The sequence below is a fragment of the Azorhizobium doebereinerae UFLA1-100 genome (assembly GCF_000473085.1).
Taxonomy (GTDB): Bacteria; Pseudomonadota; Alphaproteobacteria; order Rhizobiales; family Xanthobacteraceae; genus Azorhizobium; species Azorhizobium doebereinerae.
The window spans coordinates 277,161-294,186 of sequence record NZ_AXBA01000002.1 but is presented as its reverse complement, the minus strand read 5'-3'; the positions used below and the strand labels follow the sequence as shown (position 1 = coordinate 294,186).

General features: G+C 68.1%; 20 protein-coding genes. 9 read left to right on the top strand and 11 right to left on the bottom strand.

Going from position 1 to position 17,026, the window contains the following annotated elements; all coding sequences use genetic code 11:
• Window positions 1–5: 5 nt before the first annotated feature.
• Complete coding sequence (locus tag YU1_RS0103905; protein ID WP_029002945.1) at window positions 6–494, top strand: arsenate-mycothiol transferase ArsC; 489 nt, start codon at window positions 6–8, stop codon at window positions 492–494.
• 21 nt (window positions 495–515) lie between these two features.
• Here the strand turns inward: YU1_RS0103905 and YU1_RS0103900 are convergent, their stop codons facing one another.
• Entirely contained in the window at window positions 516–1,601 is a 1,086-nt protein-coding gene (locus YU1_RS0103900; protein WP_029002944.1) for an alpha/beta fold hydrolase, read from the bottom strand.
• A 235-nt stretch (window positions 1,602–1,836) separates the two neighbouring features.
• On the opposite strand from YU1_RS0103900, the gene YU1_RS0103895 reads away from it, so the two are divergent.
• From YU1_RS0103895 to YU1_RS0103880, 4 genes are all read left to right on the top strand, one after another.
• Entirely contained in the window at window positions 1,837–2,457 is a 621-nt protein-coding gene (locus YU1_RS0103895) for a Maf-like protein (RefSeq protein WP_029002943.1), read from the top strand.
• Complete coding sequence (yacG, locus tag YU1_RS0103890; protein WP_029002942.1) at window positions 2,454–2,657, top strand: DNA gyrase inhibitor YacG; 204 nt, start codon at window positions 2,454–2,456, stop codon at window positions 2,655–2,657. The genes YU1_RS0103895 and yacG overlap by 4 nt, the downstream gene beginning before the upstream one ends.
• A gap of 92 nt (window positions 2,658–2,749) precedes the next feature.
• Window positions 2,750–4,153 (top strand): aspartate aminotransferase family protein, encoded by a 1,404-nt coding sequence (locus YU1_RS0103885; RefSeq protein WP_051356467.1) that lies wholly within the window; start codon window positions 2,750–2,752, stop codon window positions 4,151–4,153.
• A gap of 189 nt (window positions 4,154–4,342) precedes the next feature.
• Window positions 4,343–4,732, top strand: a complete 390-nt coding sequence (locus tag YU1_RS0103880; RefSeq protein WP_029002940.1) for a DUF1236 domain-containing protein — start codon at window positions 4,343–4,345, stop codon at window positions 4,730–4,732.
• A gap of 119 nt (window positions 4,733–4,851) precedes the next feature.
• Here the strand turns inward: YU1_RS0103880 and YU1_RS0103875 are convergent, their stop codons facing one another.
• The 9 genes from YU1_RS0103875 to YU1_RS0103835 all read right to left on the bottom strand — a co-directional run bounded on the left by YU1_RS0103875 (window position 4,852) and on the right by YU1_RS0103835 (window position 11,806).
• Window positions 4,852–5,442 (bottom strand): glutathione S-transferase N-terminal domain-containing protein, encoded by a 591-nt coding sequence (locus YU1_RS0103875; RefSeq protein WP_029002939.1) that lies wholly within the window; start codon window positions 5,440–5,442, stop codon window positions 4,852–4,854.
• A 114-nt stretch (window positions 5,443–5,556) separates the two neighbouring features.
• Window positions 5,557–6,408 carry a 23S rRNA (adenine(2030)-N(6))-methyltransferase RlmJ gene (locus tag YU1_RS0103870; protein ID WP_029002938.1) on the bottom strand — a complete coding sequence of 284 codons (852 nt, stop codon included), beginning with the start codon at window positions 6,406–6,408 and terminating at the stop codon, window positions 5,557–5,559.
• 25 nt (window positions 6,409–6,433) lie between these two features.
• A complete protein-coding gene (locus YU1_RS0103865; protein ID WP_245263216.1) occupies window positions 6,434–7,078 on the bottom strand; it encodes a ribonuclease T2 family protein in 645 nt (214 codons plus the stop codon).
• On the bottom strand, window positions 7,075–7,539 hold the full coding sequence (locus YU1_RS0103860) for a hypothetical protein (RefSeq protein ID WP_029002936.1): 465 nt from the start codon (window positions 7,537–7,539) through the stop codon (window positions 7,075–7,077). Before YU1_RS0103860 ends, YU1_RS0103865 begins: the two co-directional genes overlap by 4 nt.
• 106 nt (window positions 7,540–7,645) lie before the next feature.
• Window positions 7,646–8,620: a protein-methionine-sulfoxide reductase catalytic subunit MsrP gene (gene msrP, locus YU1_RS0103855; protein ID WP_029002935.1), complete on the bottom strand. Its 975-nt coding sequence runs from the start codon at window positions 8,618–8,620 to the stop codon at window positions 7,646–7,648.
• Between the two features lie 81 nt (window positions 8,621–8,701).
• Window positions 8,702–9,340: a DUF992 domain-containing protein gene (locus YU1_RS27875; protein WP_051356465.1), complete on the bottom strand. Its 639-nt coding sequence runs from the start codon at window positions 9,338–9,340 to the stop codon at window positions 8,702–8,704.
• Window positions 9,341–9,381: 41 nt separating this feature from the next.
• A complete protein-coding gene (locus YU1_RS0103845) occupies window positions 9,382–9,909 on the bottom strand; it encodes a DUF992 domain-containing protein (RefSeq protein WP_035713565.1) in 528 nt (175 codons plus the stop codon).
• 89 nt (window positions 9,910–9,998) lie between these two features.
• On the bottom strand, window positions 9,999–10,481 hold the full coding sequence (locus YU1_RS27870; protein ID WP_051356464.1) for a DUF992 domain-containing protein: 483 nt from the start codon (window positions 10,479–10,481) through the stop codon (window positions 9,999–10,001).
• Between the two features lie 122 nt (window positions 10,482–10,603).
• Window positions 10,604–11,806 (bottom strand): pyridoxal phosphate-dependent aminotransferase, encoded by a 1,203-nt coding sequence (locus YU1_RS0103835; protein ID WP_029002933.1) that lies wholly within the window; start codon window positions 11,804–11,806, stop codon window positions 10,604–10,606.
• A gap of 233 nt (window positions 11,807–12,039) precedes the next feature.
• Between YU1_RS0103835 and YU1_RS0103830 the strand changes: the two genes are divergently transcribed.
• The gene (locus tag YU1_RS0103830; protein ID WP_035713563.1) at window positions 12,040–12,711 is read left to right on the top strand and encodes a glutathione S-transferase family protein; all 672 of its coding nucleotides are present in this window, start codon (window positions 12,040–12,042) and stop codon (window positions 12,709–12,711) included.
• 172 nt (window positions 12,712–12,883) lie between these two features.
• Window positions 12,884–13,228 carry a hypothetical protein gene (locus YU1_RS0103825; protein ID WP_029002931.1) on the top strand — a complete coding sequence of 115 codons (345 nt, stop codon included), beginning with the start codon at window positions 12,884–12,886 and terminating at the stop codon, window positions 13,226–13,228.
• Between the two features lie 29 nt (window positions 13,229–13,257).
• On the opposite strand, the gene YU1_RS0103820 is transcribed toward YU1_RS0103825, so the two are convergent.
• Window positions 13,258–13,608, bottom strand: a complete 351-nt coding sequence (locus YU1_RS0103820; protein WP_029002930.1) for a DMT family protein — start codon at window positions 13,606–13,608, stop codon at window positions 13,258–13,260.
• A gap of 175 nt (window positions 13,609–13,783) precedes the next feature.
• Here YU1_RS0103820 and YU1_RS0103815 point away from each other — a divergent pair, with 175 nt between their 5' ends.
• Together YU1_RS0103815 and uvrB are read left to right on the top strand one after the other, a co-directional pair.
• Complete coding sequence (locus tag YU1_RS0103815; protein WP_425339132.1) at window positions 13,784–14,107, top strand: DHCW motif cupin fold protein; 324 nt, start codon at window positions 13,784–13,786, stop codon at window positions 14,105–14,107.
• Between the two features lie 151 nt (window positions 14,108–14,258).
• Entirely contained in the window at window positions 14,259–16,895 is a 2,637-nt protein-coding gene (uvrB, locus tag YU1_RS0103810) for an excinuclease ABC subunit UvrB (RefSeq protein ID WP_029002928.1), read from the top strand.
• Window positions 16,896–17,026 lie beyond the last annotated feature (131 nt).

Genomic DNA, 17,026 nt, shown 5'->3' with positions numbered 1-17,026 from the left:
GGCGCATGGACCCTTCGGTACCGCCGGCGCGGGCGGTCCGTCCCCAGTCCGTGCTGTTCCTGTGCGGGCAGAACGTGGTGCGCTCCGTCATGGCGTCGGCGCTCACCAAGCATCTGTTCGGCAAGTCCATGTACGTGGCCTCAGCCGGGGTGATCGCGGGCGACGCGGACCCGTTCGTCTCCGCCGCCATGGAGGAGGTGGGGCTCGACGTCTCGCGCCACAAGCCGCGCAGCCTGGAGGATCTGGAGGAATACGAGGGGCTCGGCTTCGACCTTGCCATCTCGCTGTCGCCGGATGCGCACCATCTGGCGCTGGAGGCCACCCGCACCAATGCGCTGAAGGTGGAATACTGGCCCACCCCCGATCCGACACTGGAAACCGGCAACCGCGAGCAGCGCCTCGCAGCCTATCGTCAGGTGCGCGAGGAACTGGAGCAGCGCATCCTTGCCCGCTTCCGTCCGGGCACGCCGGGCGTGCCCGGCGACGTGCGCTGATCCCGTTCCAGCTCGTCCGGCCTATTTCAGCTCGCCCAGCCCCTTCAGCAGCGCCGCGTTGAAGCGCTCCGGCGCCTGGACCTGCGGCGCGTGGCCGAGGTCCGGGAAGGTGACGAGCCGGGCGCCGGGAATGGCGGCGGCGGTGGCCGGGCCGAGCTTGGCGTAATTGCCCACCTTCTTCTGGACGTCCGGCGGGGCGGCATCCTTGCCGATGGCGGTGTTGTCCTTCTCGCCGATGAGCAGCAGCGTCGGCGTACGGATGTTCGGCAGTTCGTGCACCACGGGCTGGGTGAAGACCATGTCGGAGGTCAGCGCCTGGTCCCATGCGACCGCGGCCTTGCCCTCGCCGAGATAAAGGCCGGCCTGCATCGCCACCCAGCGGTCGTAGTCCGGCGACCAGGTACCGGCATAATAGGTCTTCTGCTGGTAGGCCTTGATGCCTTCGAAATTGGTGCGCAACTCGCCCGTGTACCATTGGTCCACGGTGCGCGGCGGGATGCCGGCGGCGCGCCAGTCCTCCAGTCCGATGGGATTGACCAGCACCAGCCCGGACAGCGCGTCCGGGAAGGACAGGGCGTAGCGCATGGCCAGCATGCCGCCCATGGAGTGGCCGATGACGATGGGCTTGTCGACGCCGATCTGGTCCAGCAGCGCCTTGGTGTTGGCGGCCAGTTGGAACAGCGAGAACTGGTAGCCCAGCGGCTTGGAGGATTTGCAGAAGCCGATCTGGTCCGGCGCCACGACACGGTAGCCGGCGTTCACCAGCGGGCGGATGACGCCCTCCCAGGTGGCGCCGCAGAAATTCTTGCCGTGCAGCAGCACCACCGTCCGTCCGTTCGGCTGCTCCGGCTTCACGTCCATATAGGCCATGTGCAGCGGCTTGCGCTGCGACACGAACTCGAAGCGCTGGACTTCGAATGGATAGTCGAACTCCTGCAGTTCCACGCCGAAGGGGCGGACGGCAGGCCCGCTGGAGGCGTCCGTGGGATGGACAGGGGCGGTCGTGGGAGCGGCGGGAGCGGGCGGCTGAGCGGCGGGGGCTTGCGTCTGGGCGGCGGCGGGCGCTGCCAGCATCAGCAGCAGGGTGGCAAGGCGAATGGCGCGCATGGATGGTTTCCCGGGGGACCGGGACGGGCCTGACGGCGCAGGCGGGTCCGGCGAAGGCAAGATCGTGATGGCCGCGAGCGGGGCGTCTCGGCGCGTCGCGAACGATGGCCGGGCCACGTGGCGGGGGCAAGGCGCGAATGGCCCGTTTCCTCGCCGCCGGCTTTCGGCTAGCGTGCCGCGCGCGGCGCCACCCTTTGCGCCGCCAGTATTTGTTCGCAGGTGAGGTGACGCAGACGTGAACGACCGGGTCCAGCTCGTGCTCGCCTCGGGGTCTCCCCGCAGGCTCGCTCTGCTCAACCAAGCCGGCATCGAACCGGACCGGCTGATGCCCGCCGATGTGGACGAGACGCCGGAGCGCGGGGAACTGCCCCGCCGCCTCGCGTTGCGCCTCGCCCAGCAGAAGGGCGAACTGGTGGCGGAACGCGCCAGGGAGGCGGGCATGCCCGCGCTCGTGCTCGCCGCCGACACGGTGGTTGCGGTGGGCCGGCGCATCCTGCCGAAGCCGGAGCTTCAGGACGAGGCCGAGGCCTGCCTGCGCCTGCTTTCGGGGCGGGCGCACCGGGTGTTCACCGGCATCTGCGTGGTTTCCGCCAAGGGGCGGGCGCGCACCCGCCTCGTGGAGACACGCCTGCGCTTCAAGCGCCTGTCCCATGACGACATCAACGCCTATCTGGCCTGCGGCGAATGGCGCGGCAAGGCCGGCGGCTATGCCATCCAGGGTATCGCCGGCAGCTTCGTGGTGAAGCTCTCCGGTTCCTATACCGGCGTGGTCGGCCTGCCGCTGGCGGAGACCATCGCGCTGCTCGGCGGCGAGGGTTATCCCATCCGCGCCGGCTGGGTGGAGCGGGCCGCATGAGCGCGCCCGGGGAAACCGTACCCGCCAAGCCGTGCCCGATCTGCGGCAAGCCGGCCGTCGAGCGCTATCGCCCGTTCTGCTCCAAGCGCTGCGCCGACATCGACCTCAACCGCTGGCTGACCGGGGCCTACGCCATTCCCGTCACCGAGGAGGAGGACGAGGACGGCGAGGTCACGCCCGCGCGGGAGCGGCCGGAATAGCCCTGCGCCCACGTGCCCGCCTTGCCTTGGGCTCTGCCGCGGGGCAGGAAGGAGGCATCGTGCCCGCGCCGCAGCTGCCAGGAGTGCGCCCCGTGTCGTCACCGATCTTCGCCAATTCCACCGCCCACTGGCGCCATCTCGACGCCGCGCACCATCTGCACCCCTTCTCCGGCACCAAGGCGCTGAATGCGGAGGGCGTGCGCGTCATCACGCGGGCGGAGGGCGTCTATATCTATGATTCCGAGGGCCACAAGATCCTCGACGGCATGTCCGGCCTGTGGTGCACCGCCGTCGGCCATGGCCGAGGGGCCATCGTGGACGCCATCGCCGACCAGCTTCGCCAGCTCGATTATTACAACACCTTCTTCAAGACCACGCATCCGGGCGCGGCTGAGCTGAGCGCGGCCATCGCCGCCGTGGCGCCCGCGGGCATGGAGCGGGTGTTCTTCACCTCCGGCGGATCGGAGGCGGTGGATACGGTGATCCGCATGGTCCGCCACTATTGGGCGGCGGTGGGCAAGCCGCGGAAGCACATCTTCATCGCCCGGCGGAATGCCTATCACGGCTCCACCATCGGCGGGGCCTCGCTAGGCGGCATGAAGCCCATGCATGCCCAGGGCGGACTGCCCATTCCCGGCATCATCCACGTGGCCCAGCCCTATTGGTGGGGCGAAGGCGGCGATCTCTCGCCGGAGGAATTCGGCCTCAAGGCCGCGCTGGAGGTGGCGCGGGCCATCGACGAGGCGGGACCGGAGAACGTGGCCGCCTTCATCGGCGAGCCGATCCAGGGGGCCGGCGGCGTCATCATCCCGCCCTCCACTTATTGGCCGGAAGTGCAGAAGATCTGCCGCGAGCGCGACGTGCTGCTGGTTTCGGACGAGGTGATCTGCGGTTTCGGGCGCACCGGGGAGTGGTTCGGCTGCCAGCATATGGGGGTCGAGCCGGACCTCATCACCTTCGCCAAGGGCGTCACCGCCGGCTATTTCCCGCTGGGCGGAGTAATCGTCGGCGGGCGGGTGGCCGAGGGGCTGATCGCGCACGGCGGGGAATTCCATCACGGCTACACCTATTCCGGCCATCCCGGCGGCTGCGCGGCGGCGCTGGCGACCTTGAAGATCATGCAGGAGGAGGATCTGGTGGCGCGCGTGAAGTGCGACATTGGCCCCTACCTGCAATCGCGCTGGCAGGCGCTCGCCGGGCATCCGCTGGTGGGGGAGGCCCGCATGGTGGGTCTCATCGGCGCGCTGGAACTGACCCCCCACAAGGCGAGCCGCGCCAAATTCCCGGTCGAGGAGGGCACGGTGGGCCAGATCGCCCGCGACATCTCCTTCCGCGAAGGGCTGGTGATGCGCGCGGTGCGCGACAGCCTGATCCTCGCCCCGCCCTTCACCCTCAGCGAGCCGGAGGCCGACCAGATCATCGCCACGGTGGTGCGGGTGCTGAATGCCACGGAGGCCGAAGTGCGCGGTCGCGGCCTGATGGGCGCGCCGACCTGAAAGGTGGCAAAGTATAGGTGTGGTCAAGCTCTAGTTGTCCACCCAGAACGACATTGCCGCAATTTCGCCTGTAATAAGGCGCCCGTGTGATCGAAGAACAATGCTGATCCGTCGTTGGGAAACCTTCGATGGAACGAAGTTCTCACGGTCGCGTTAGGTGCGTGGTTCGGTCATCAGAGGAGATGAACCATGCGAAATCGTCTTATTGCTTCCGCTTTGGTGCTGGCGACCCTTTCACCGGCGGCTGCCTTCGCCCAGGCCTCCACTGCCACCGGCGCCGTCGGCGGCGCGGCGGTGGGTGCCGTGGTCGGCGGCCCCGTGGGTGCGGTGGTCGGCGGCATTGCCGGGGCCGGGGTCGGCGCCGCGGCGGAGCCGCCGCCCGAAGTGCGCTCTTACGTGGTGAAGGAACGTCAGCCGTCGGTGCGCGTGGAGCGTGACGTGGTGGTGGGCGAGCCCGTGCCGTCCAACGTGCGGCTCTACACCATCCCCAACACCGACGCCTATGAATACACCGTGGTCAACGACCGCCGGGTGATCGTGGAGCCGCGCACCCGCAAGGTGATCCAGGTCGTTGAATGATCCGACGGCGGCGGATCCCGGTGGTCCGCTGCCTGGGGCGGCGCCGATGGCGCCGCCGGGACGTGAATGATCGTTCGGAGCGGCCGGCGCCTGGCGCCGGCCGCCGTTCGTTCAGGGTCTCAGGGGGCGACCGTGGCGGCGAAGGCCGGGACCCGCTGGCCGAAGCCCTCCAGCCAGGCCACGAGCCGGGGATGGGTGGCGCGCCATTCGCCCTTGAAGCGATAGTCGAGATAGCCGAGGGCGCAGGCCAGAGCTATGTCGCCATTGGTGACGGGACCATCCGCCGGCGGGCTGGCCTCCAGCGTCGCGAGGCCGCGCGCCACCTTGCCGGCCTGCCGGTCGAGCCAGGACTGCACCTGCATGCCCTCCGGCCGATAACGGCCCTCATAGATCTGCAGCAGGGCGGCGTCGGCAATGCCGTCCGCCAGTGCTTCCAGCTTCAGCGCGGCGAAGCGCGCCTTGGGTTCGGCCGGGATCAGCTTGTCGCCGCCGAGATGATCGAGATAGGCGACGATCACGGCGGAATCGAACAGCACCTCGCCGTCGTCGAGTAGCAGCGCGGGAATCTTTCCGAGCGGGTTCTGCTGGCTGATGCTGTCGGTCGGATCGGTGGTGTCGCAGGGATCAAGGTCCAGCGTCAGGCCGAGAACGGCAGCCGCGAGGCGGCACTTGCGGACGAAGGGCGACGCAGGAGAATGACGCAGGCGCATGGGCGGCTCGCAGGCGGGATGAGGCGGTGGACCGGCGCGGCCGGTCGGGGCGGGAGCGGGGCATGACCCCGCCGGCGCCATCTAGAGCACGGCGCCGGGCCTTCGGTCCACCCGTCAGCCGCCCTGCGTCAGCCAGGACACGCGCACGCGTCCCTTGCCGTCCCGCGCCATCAGCGGGGTGATGGCGGTAAGGATCGTGCGCATCTCGTCCGCCAGGGTGAAGGGCGGGTTGAGGATGATGAGCCCGCTGCCCGAGAGCTGGGTCAAGGAACGCACCTCGGAGAAATCGATCTCCACCTTCAGCATCTTCGGCAAGCCGAGCCGGGCCACGTCGCGGCGGAAGGCATCCACCGCCATCAGGTCCTTGATCGGGTACCAGAGCATCACCGTCCCGGTGGCGAAGCGCTCATGGGCCGCCTTCAGCGCGGTGACGAGGCGCCCGAACTCGCCGGGCTCCTCGAACGGCGGATCGATGAGCAGCAGGCCGCGCCGCTCGCGCGGCGGCAGATGCGCGCCCACCGCGTGCCAGCCGTCCTGGAACAGCACCTTGGCGCGGGGATCGCCGCCCACCGCCTTCTCCAGCTTCTGGCGCTCCTCGCCGTGCAGTTCACAGAACAGGAAGCGGTCCTGCGGCCGCCCCAGGGCCAAGGCCAGGGCGGGGGAGCCGGGATAGCGCCGGGCGCCCGCCTCGCGGCGCAGGGCGCGCACGGCGTCGAGATAGGGGGCGAGCAGTTCCGCCGCCGGGGCGGGCAGGTCGGCGGCCAGTACGCGCTCGATGCCCTCGTCGGCCTCGCCGGTCTTCATGGCGGAGGTGCCGGCGAGGTCATAAAGGCCGGCGCCCGCGTGGGTATCCACCACGCGGTAGGCGTTGTCCTTTTTGGCAAAATAGGTGAGCACGCGGGCGAGCGCCGCATGTTTCATGACATCGGCCGGATTGCCGGCGTGGAAGGCGTGGCGATAGTTCATGCCGCCTCTTGGACGGTCGGGCCGTTCAGCGCAAGGGGGGAACGGCCAGCCGGCGCCCGGCGGGGCAGCTCTGGGCATTCACCTGCGGGCAGGCGCGGAAGGCGAGATCCCGCGTCAGGCACACCCGCACCTCGCGCAGCCGCGTGCGGTCGCATTGCACGGACACCATGTCCGGCCCGAGGCCGGGGTTGGCGGCGATGAAGGCCGTCTCCACCTCGGCGGCAGAGACCATGCGGTATTCGCTTGGGTCCACATAGGAGGCCGGAATGGCGATCTTGCCGCGGGCGGCGCGCACCAGGTCGAAATAGGCCGCCGGAGAAAGACCCGAGCAGGTGCCGTGCTTGCGCCATTCGTGAATGACCAGCGCCGGGCTCGGCATCAGGTCGAGCATGCCATCGATCTGGTTGCGGGGCAGGCGCGGCGCCGCCCAGTCGCAATCCTCGGGAAAGCCCGTCTCATATTGCGGCCACAGGCCGTGGACCACGAAGGCGAAGGGCCGCGGGCCGCCGCATTGCAGGCCGTCCGGCTTGTCGCGCGTGGCGCAATAGGTGGGCGACCAGGACAGGGAGAGAACGTAGAAATCGAACGCGCCCGGACGGTCGTCACGGGCGCTGGCCCCGCCCGCCGCCGCGAGGAACAGCAGCAGCGCGGCGAGGAGGCGCAATCTCACGGACGGGCCATCTTGCAATTGGGCGCGTAGGCGAACTCGCGGTCATAGTCCGCGATGCACCATTCCACGCCCCAGGTCAGGCTCTGCCAGCCGCCATCCTCGATGATGGAATAATACAGCGTGTGCTTCTTGGTATCGTTGGTGACGATGGTGGCGCTGCAATAGCGGCGCGGCACGAAGCCTTCGCCCCAGGGCTTGTCGGCGATCTCGCGCACGTTGGAATAGCTGACGATATTGCCGGCATTCTTCCAATACAGCCGCTCGGTCTCGGCGAAGTGGTTGGAAATGGTGCCGAGCGCCAGCGGCTCGGTGCAGGCCGGCAGGTTGCCGCTGAACTTGTCGTTGGGCAGCCAGAAGTTCTTTTCCAGCCAATTGGCCGCGTGGGCGGGGGCCACGATATTGGCGAGCATCAGCGCCGCCATGCCGGCCATTGCCCAACCCTTGCGCGCCGTCCGAGCCATCGTCGTCTCCCAACCTCAATATGTCGGGCGGACGATGGCGCCCGGCCGGGCGGCGGTCAAGCGCAGCGGTGCAACACCACGCCAAATTCCGCCGCCCTCCGGAGCGTCACATCCAGAGCTTCTGCCCCTTCAGGGCCGGATCCTCATACAAGCCGGAAACGAACTCGCCATAGCCGTTGTAGAGCAGGGTCGGCCGGCGCTCGCCGGTGGCGATGTCCTTTTCGGTGGCCTGACTCCAGCGCGGATGGGGCACCTGCGGGTTCACATTGGCCCAGAAGCCGTATTCGGCGCCCTGCGTCACTTCCCAGAAACTCTTCGGCCGCTCGGCCACGAAGGAGAATTTCACGATCGCCTTGATGGATTTGAAGCCGTATTTCCAGGGCGTCGCGAGGCGCAGCGGCGCGCCGAACTGGTTCGGCGCCGGCTTGCCGTAAACGCCGGTGACGAGGAAGGCCAATTCGTTGGTGGCTTCGGCCAGCGTCAGTCCCTCCACATAGGGCCAGCTGTAGAAGCGCCCGGACTGGCCCGGCGCCACCTCCTTGTCCAGGAAGGTCTCCATGCGGACATATCGCGCCCCGCTGAGCGGGCGGGCGTAGTCCACCAGCGCCTTCATGGGAAAGCCGCTCCACGGCACGGCCATGGACCAGGCCTCGACGCAGCGGTGGCGATAGACCCGCTCCTCCAGCGGCATCGCTTTCAACAGGTCGTCGATGCCCACCTGGCGCGGCTGCTCGACCAGTCCGTCGAAGGTGATGACCCAGGGCCGCACCTTCAGCTTCGCGGCGGCCTTGCCCACGTCGTAATTGGTGCCGAACTCGTAATAATTGTTGACCGTGCTGGCGTCCTTCTCGGGCGTCAGCGGGCGATCCAGCGTGTAGCGGGGATTGCGCTTCACGGGATAGAGGCCGGCCGAGGGGTCCGGTGCGTCGGCGGCCTTCTGGGCCTGCGCGGCCGCCGGCAGCAGGCCGGCACCGATCAGGCCGGCGCCCGCCCCGAGGAGCGAGCGGCGCGACAGGAAGGCCGCCTCCGGCGTTGCCTGAGCTTCAGGGATTTCCCAGCCACGCTTGGATTTGATGAGCATCGACATCCTCCGTTGTCCGGAGGATCAGCGCTGGGCGCGCTACGCGCAATTCAAACGGTTGTGTATGTGGAATGCCGCCGGCTATCGCTTCGGCGCGGTCGTCGGCTCAAGGGTCAGGCTGGCGGCCGCGAGCGAGATGCTGAGCCCCGAGTCGGACGAGACGGAGAGCGGCTGGAGCGCGATGCCGGCGGTGCTGTCCTTGGCGACCAGGACATTGGCCGAGAAGCCGGGGCCGACCGCGGCGCCGCTGGTGAAGCCCACATACTCGCCGGCAAGCGCCCCGGGCCCGAGGCGCGGCGTCGTCGCCAGCACCATCCAGAGCATGCTCGCCTGATCGGACACGCCGAAGTCGAGGCCCGCCCGGTTAAGCGTGCCGGAATAATATTGGTTCTGGCCGGACACCGGCCGGTATTCGCAGGTGACCTTCCGGGACGAACCCAGGCCATAGGCCGTCGCCATCTCGCCGCGGCATTCCAGGAGGCCGGCCTCGACCTGGGCGGTGGAAGCGGGCGCGGCAGCCGGCGCAGGAGTGGCAGGGGCCGGCGCGGCAGGGGGTTGTGGGGCGGTTACGCCCGGTGTCGCCGCGGGGGCCTGTACGCCGGTGGCCGGCTGGATGACCCAGACCTTCCGCCCGGAGGGCGCGTCCTGCTCCTGCGCGGCGGCGGGGCCGGCGGCGAGCGCCAGAGCGGCGAGGAGATACAAGGGAGAGAGGCGCAGCATCGGCCGCGCCTCCCGAAAGCCGTCCAACGGACCGGCCGTGCTCACTTGACGTACTTGACGCGCTTGGCCGGCTTGGCGGCCGGAACAGGCGCCAGGGTCAGGTCGGCCACGCCGGCCGCGACCGTCAGGCCGGTCAGGCCTTCGACGGAGAGGGGCTGCAAGGCGATGGTCTGGTTGGAGCCGCCGAGCAGGACGTTCGCCCCGCCGCCGAAGCCCACAGCCACATTGGCGCTCGCGCCGACATACTTGCCCGCGAGGTCCACGGCGGCGGCCGTCGAGGGAGCGAACACGCCCCACTGGAGCGTGCCCGCGCCGGTCACGCCAAGGTCGACGCCGAGGCGGCTCACGGTGCCGGTGTACTGGGCGGCAACCACCGGGGCGGCCGGGGTGCCGGTCAGGAAGTCGCAGGAGATCTGGCGCACGGAGCCGAGGACGAGGCCGACGCCCGGGGCGACCTTGCAGGACAGCACGCCCACCTGGACCTTCGGCGCGGACTGGGCCGAGGCCGGAGCAGCAGCGAACGCGGCGCCGATGACTGCGGCGGCCGAGAGAACGGAAACAAAGCGCATGGGAATCCCCCGATGGAATAGCCGGCCACGCGGGACCGGCCGCAAAGAGATGTCCCCCGCCCCTGGCAGGGCGGGAGACATACGTTGTGTCAGCGCACGGTCAGGGTGAGATCGGAGACCGTCAGGCCCACGTTGAGGCCCGTGCCGCCTTCGACCGAGACCGGCTGAAGGGTGAAGGAGTTGCGCGAACCACCCACGAGGGCGTTGGCGCCCACACCCACGCCAACCGCCGCGTTCGCCGAGGCACCCACATAGGTGCCGGCGAGGTCACCCGGGTTCACGCGGGTGGTCGGCGCGAGCACGCCCCACACCAGCGTCTGCTGGCCGGTGATACCCACGTCGAGGCCGAAGCGGCGGACTGTTCCGGCATACTTGCCGGCCCGGGTGCCACGGACGCTCGGGCGGAAGTTGCAGTCCAATTGGCGGACAGATCCGATGATGAAGCTGACGTTCGGCGCCATCGTGCAGACGAGGGTGCCGACCTGGATCGACGCTGCGGAAGCGGGAGCAGCGAATGCAAAGCCAGCGCAGGCGATCGCGGCGGCAAAGCCAGCCTTCATGATTGTCTTCATAATGACCTTCCTCCAAACGGGCCCCGATGGGTGCCCACCCGGTTGCGGGTGGGCAAGCCTTAGCTCGGTCTCGACCGTTCGCCAACGCGCCCGAGAGCCTCAGGTTCCTTTTTCTGCCGAAATCAGACCAGGCTGCCGCAGAAACGCTGGATGCGGCGGCAGGCTTCCTCAAGATCGGAGGTTGCGGTGGCATAGGAGATGCGGAAGGCCGGGCCGAGACCGAAGGCCGAACCGTGCACAACCGCGACGCCCTCGGAATCGAGCAGCTCGGCGGCGAAGTCCTCGTCGGTGGCGATCACCTTCCCCGACGGAGCCTTCTTGCCGATGGTGCCGGCGCAGGACGGGAAGACGTAGAAGGCGCCTTCCGGCTTCGGGCAGTTGAGGCCCTTGCTCTGGTTCAGCATGGACACCACGAGGTCGCGGCGCTCCTTGAACACCTTGTTGTTCTCGGCGATGAAGTCCTGCGGCCCGTCCAGCGCCTCGAGCGCCGCCCACTGGGCGATGGAGGAGGGGTTGGAGGTGGACTGCGACTGCAGCGTGCCGATGGCCTTGATCAGCGGCTCGGGGCCGGCGGCGTAGCCGATGCGCCAGCCGGTCATGCAATAGGCCTTGGAGACGCCGTTCATGGTCAGCGTGCGGTCGTAGAGCTTGGGCTCCACCTGGGCCGGGGTGACGAACTTGAAGTCGTCATAGACCAGGTGCTCGTACATGTCGTCCGTGAGGATCCACACGTGCGGGTGGCGCAGCAGCACGTCGGTCAGGGCCTTGAGCTCGTCCCAGCTGTAGGCGGCGCCCGACGGGTTGGAGGGCGAGTTGAAGATCAGCCACTTGGTCTTCGGCGTGATGTGGGCTTCCAGCACGTCCGGACGCAGCTTGAAATTGTCCTCGATGGTGGTGGGCACGCTCACCGGCGTGCCGCCGCAGAACTGCACGATGTCCGGATAGCTGACCCAGAACGGGGCGGGAATCAGCACCTCGTCGCCGGCATCGACGGTGGCGACCAGGGCGTTGAACAGCACCTGCTTGCCGCCGGTACCGACCGTGACCTGCGAGGGCTTGTAGTCGAGGCCGTTCTCACGCTTGAACTTGCGGCAGATGGCCGCCTTCAACTCCGGCATGCCGTCCACGGCGGTATACTTGGTCTCGCCGCGGCGGATGGCGGCGATGGCCGCTTCCTTGATGTTGTCGGGCGTGTCGAAGTCCGGCTCGCCGGCGCTCAGCGCGATGATGTCGCGCCCACCCGCCTTCAGCTCGCGCGCCTTGTTGGAGATGGCGATGGTCGGGGAGGGGTTGATACGCTTGAGGGCGGACGAAAGAAGGCTCATGGCCGAAAGGCTCCGGGCACGTCGAACCAGCCGCATCCCGTGGCGCTGGCGGCGACGTGAAGGTGACACGAAAGCCCGGCCGGCCGGGACGGCCCCGCCGAGCGCGCGCGACACTAATGGAGCCGCTGGCGCGGAACAAGCAACGATCCTGAATGAATGCTCGCGCCGGTTTTGATGGATCGGCGCCTTGCGCGCCCCGCCGCTCGCAACCATGTTCCCGCCGGATCAAGGACATGGCCGTGCTGACGCTCTATTCCACCCGCTCGTCGGGCAATTCCTACAAGGTGCGGCTGCTGCTGGCCAAGCTGAACCTGCCGTTCCGGCTGGTGGAGGTGGACATCTTCGCGGGCGAGAACCGCACGCCGGAATTCCTCATGCGCAATCCGGAAGGCCGCGTGCCGTTGCTGGAGTTGGAGGACGGCCACGTCCTCGCCGAATCGAACGCCATCCTCTTCTACCTGGCGGAAGGAAGCGCGCTGCTGCCGCCGGACCCGGTGGGGCGGGCGGATACGCTGCGCTGGATGTTCTTCGAGCAGAACAACCACGAGCCGGGCATCGCCCAGGCGCGCTTCTGGCTGCGCCAGGTGCGTGGCGGGCGGGAGCTGCGCACCCACGACGTGGACCGCTGGATGGAGGAGGGCTACGGCGCCCTCGGCATCATGGAACGCCACCTGGTGTCGCAGGACTTCTTCGCCGGCGCCGGCCTCACCATCGCCGACATCGCGCTCTACGCCCACACCCACATTGCCCATGAGGGTGATTTCGATCTGTCCCGGCTGCCCCATGTGCGCCGCTGGCTGGATCGGGTCGAATCCCACCCCGGTCATGTGGACATGGCCTGGGAGCCCGCCGCGCCGTTGGTCTACGAATCCCCGGCCGCCGCGGCCAAACTCTCGCTGGCGTGATCGAAATCATTAAAGCGCCATGGTTTTTCGCTGCTCCACCGCGTCATCGCCACAATCTCAGCCCGCGGTGGCGGCAACTTTTGGTGGGTCGGCGGAAACGATTCGCTCGCCCCGCCGTTGGTCTGGCGAATGGACCTAAGGGCTTCGGCCCGCTACCTGTCGCGAGATGACGATGTCTGAGTTTCGTGATTTCGAACTGCAGCACCTCGGCCCGTCCGCGGCCGATCCCCAGCTCCTGGCGCGTGCCGTCAAGAAGCACCAAATTGGTGACGTTGTGGCACAGATCGCTCTCACCATCGTCTTGATGTTGGCGATCTGCGCTGTCACCTTTGTGTTGAGCTTGGACCGCGCAGCCGCGGCCAGCCTGGAACCACTGGAGGGAACGGCTGTGTCCACCTCTCTCACCGCCTTTGTCACGCTCTTCGGGCTCGCGGCGGCTTTCCTGCTCGTTCCCCAGCGCAAGCTGAAGCCCATCCCGGTGCGGGTGCGTGCGCGGCGGACCCTCCGCCGCGACTGACGCCCTCCGGCGGCCGTTCGGGGCGCGGATCAGAATTTGTGGAAGATGAAGAAGGCGCCGCCCACGATCAGGGCGAAGCCGACCGCGTGGTTCCAGCCCAGTGGCTCCTTCAGGTAGAGCACGGAGAAGGCTGCGAACACGACCAGCGTGATGACCTCCTGAATGGTCTTGAGCTGCGCGGTCGAATAGACCTCCGAGCCGATGCGATTGGCCGGCACCGCCAGGCAATATTCAAAGAACGCAATGGCCCAGCTCGCCACGATGGCGATGAGCAGGGGCGAGCTCTTGTATTTCAGGTGCCCGTACCACGCGAAGGTCATGAAGACGTTCGAGGCGACCAGCATCAGGATCGGCATGACGGCAGGAGCGAAGTTCGGCATCGGGTCCCCGGAAGAAGGTGGTCTGGGTGAGAGAGGCTGGACGATCTGTCGTTACGGCAAGGACGGAGCTTGTCGGAAAAGCTGGAAATAACGCCGAATTCGGGCTTTTGATCCAGTCCCTCTGCGGGTGCTGCACAGCGCCGCCCGGCAGACGGCAGGAGACCTGACCGTGCAGATGAGTGGAATTCCCTTCGGTACCACCGACTGGGCCGACGTGCCGGCCACCGAACATCCCGGCGAATCGGGCGTGGCGCGCTGGCGCACGCGCCAGTTCGGCGACATCCGGGTGCGGATGGTGGACTATTCGCCCGGCTATGTGTCGGACCATTGGTGCGTGAAGGGTCATATCCTCCTGTGCCTGGAGGGCGAACTGCACACCACGCTGGAGGACGGGCGCACGTTCACGCTGACGCCGGGGATGAGCTACCAAGTGGCGGACAAGGCCGAACCGCACCGCTCGCAGACCGCCAAGGGCGCGAAGCTGTTCATCGTCGATTGATCGCGCTGGAGGCTACGGGCTGAACTCCGCAGCCTCCAGCCGCAAACGGCCGGCCTGCGCAGCACCGGCGGTCGGCACGCGTCGTGCACAAAAGCAGAACAAATCGCCGTGGGCCCTTTGCTGCGGGCGGCAATGCCCCCATATTGCCGCGATGGCCAAAGCATCCCGTCCCGGCAAGCTCGGTGAGCGCTCGCAGCGCGCGTTCGAGCCGGCGCCCGCCCAGCCCCTCGATCCCGCCCTTGCCCAGTCCCTCGGCCTCGCGCCGGGCGACCTCAGCCTGGATTTCGCTTCCGAGGGCGCCTCCGCCACGGTGGCGGCGCTCAGCCGGCTGATCGAGGAGGGACGGCCGGAGGTCACCGGCCAGACCTGGGTGCCCCATCGTCCGCCGCGTCCGGAAAAGAGCGAGGGCGGCGTCCCCTTCGTCATCAAGAGCGAGTTCGAGCCCGCCGGTGACCAGCCGCAGGCGATCGCCGAATTGGTGGGCCAGGCGCAGGCCCAGGAGCGCGACCAGGTTCTGCTGGGCGTCACCGGCTCGGGCAAGACCTTCACCATGGCCAAGGTGATCGAGACGCTCCAGCGCCCGGCCATCATCCTCGCGCCCAACAAGACGCTGGCCGCGCAGCTCTATGGCGAGTTCAAGAGCTTCTTCCCCGACAATGCGGTGGAGTATTTTGTCTCCTATTACGATTACTACCAGCCGGAAGCCTACGTTCCGCGCACGGACACCTACATCGAGAAGGAATCCTCCATCAACGAGCAGATCGACCGCATGCGCCATGCGGCGACCCGCTCGCTGCTGGAGCGTGACGACGTCATCATCGTCGCCTCGGTGTCCTGCATCTACGGTATCGGCTCGGTGGAGACCTACGCCTCCATGACCTTCAAGCTGGAGGTGGGCGAGCGCATCGACCAGCGCCAGCTCCTCGCCGATCTCGTGGCCCTCCAGTACAAGCGCATCCAGTCGGATTTCGCCCGCGGCACCTTCCGCGTGCGGGGCGACGTGGTGGAGATCTTCCCCGCCCATTACGAAGACCGCGCCTGGCGCGTCTCGCTGTTCGGCGACGAGGTGGAGAGCATCGCCGAGTTCGACCCGCTGACCGGCCACAAGACCGGCGACATGAAGAGCGTGAAAGTCTACGCCTCCTCGCATTATGTGACGCCGCGCCCGACCCTGATCCAGGCGGTCCACGGCATCAAGGCGGAACTGAAGGTTCGGCTCGACGAGCTCTACAAGATGGGCCGCCTGCTGGAGGCCCAGCGTCTGGAGCAGCGCACCCGCTACGATATCGAGATGATGGAGGCGACCGGCAGTTGCGCCGGCATCGAGAACTATTCCCGCTGGCTTACCGGCCGCAAGCCGGGCGAGCCGCCGCCGACCCTGTTCGAATACGTGCCCGACAATGCCCTCGTCTTCATCGACGAGAGCCATGTCACCATCCCGCAGATCGGCGCCATGTATCGCGGCGACTTCCGCCGCAAGGCGACGCTGGCGGAATACGGCTTCCGCCTGCCGTCCTGCATGGACAACCGGCCGCTGCGCTTCGAGGAATGGGACGCCATGCGGCCGCAGACCATCTCGGTCTCCGCCACGCCCGGCCCGTGGGAGATGGACCGCACCGGCGGCGTGTTCGTGGAGCAGGTCATCCGCCCTACCGGCCTGATCGACCCGCCGGTGGACATCCGCCCGGCGCGCACCCAGGTGGACGACCTGCTGGGCGAGGTGCGGGCGGTGGCGGCGAAGGGCTATCGCAGCCTCGTCACCGTGCTGACCAAGCGCATGGCCGAGGACCTGACCGAATATCTGCACGAGAACGGCATCCGCGTGCGCTACATGCACTCGGACATCGACACCATCGAGCGCATCGAGATCATCCGCGACCTGCGCCTCGGCGCATTCGACGTGCTGATCGGCATCAACCTGCTGCGCGAAGGGCTCGACATTCCCGAGTGCGGGCTGGTGGCCATCCTGGACGCCGACAAGGAAGGCTTCCTGCGCTCGGAAACCTCGCTGATCCAGACCATCGGCCGCGCGGCGCGCAACGTGGACGGCCGCGTGATCCTCTATGCCGATCGCGAGACCGGCTCCATGCAGCGCGCCATGGCGGAGACCTCTCGCCGCCGCGAGAAGCAGGTGGCCTACAATACCGAGCACGGCATCACGCCGGAGAGCGTGAAGAAGGCCATCGGCGACATCCTCAACTCGGTCTATGAGCGTGACCACGTGGCGGTGGACGCGGGCCTCGCGGAGGAGGGGGCGGCCTTCGGGCACAATCTCAAGGCCATCATGGCCGACCTGGAGAAGCGCATGCGCGCCGCCGCCGCAGACCTCGACTTCGAGGAGGCCGCCCGGCTGCGCGACGAGATCAAGCGCCTCCAGGCCACCGAGCTGGCGGTGTCCGACGATCCCATGGCCCGGCAGGAGGCGGTGGACGACAAGACCGGCGGCTTCCGCGGCCCGAAGAAATATGGCCGCGCGGCCAACCTGCCCGCCGCGGCGTCCGGCAAGGCGAAGGGGCCGGGGGGCCGTCCCGTCGGCGGCCGGCGGCCGGCGGCCCAGGACGGCATGGGCGAGGCCCAGGCTCCTTATGCGTCGGATGCCGCCAGTCGCCGTGGCCCGGCCGAGATGCCGCTCCCGGCGCCCCGTTCGCGCGCCGCCAAGCCTTCGCTGGACGACATGGGCCCGGGCACCGACCGGGTCGAGCCGCTGTCGGCCGAGGACTTCCGTCCTGGTCCGCGCCCCGATCCGGGCACCAAGGGCTATCGCAAGGGCGGACGCCGACGCAGTTGAGGTCGGTTCCCAACAGTTTGCAGTGCAAACGGATGGGAACATGCTCTAGCCTGGGGCCCGCCGGTTGAATGATCCGGCGGGGTCGGCAATGGCGTACCGTATCGGTTCCCGTTTCGCCGGTACGAAAGTGT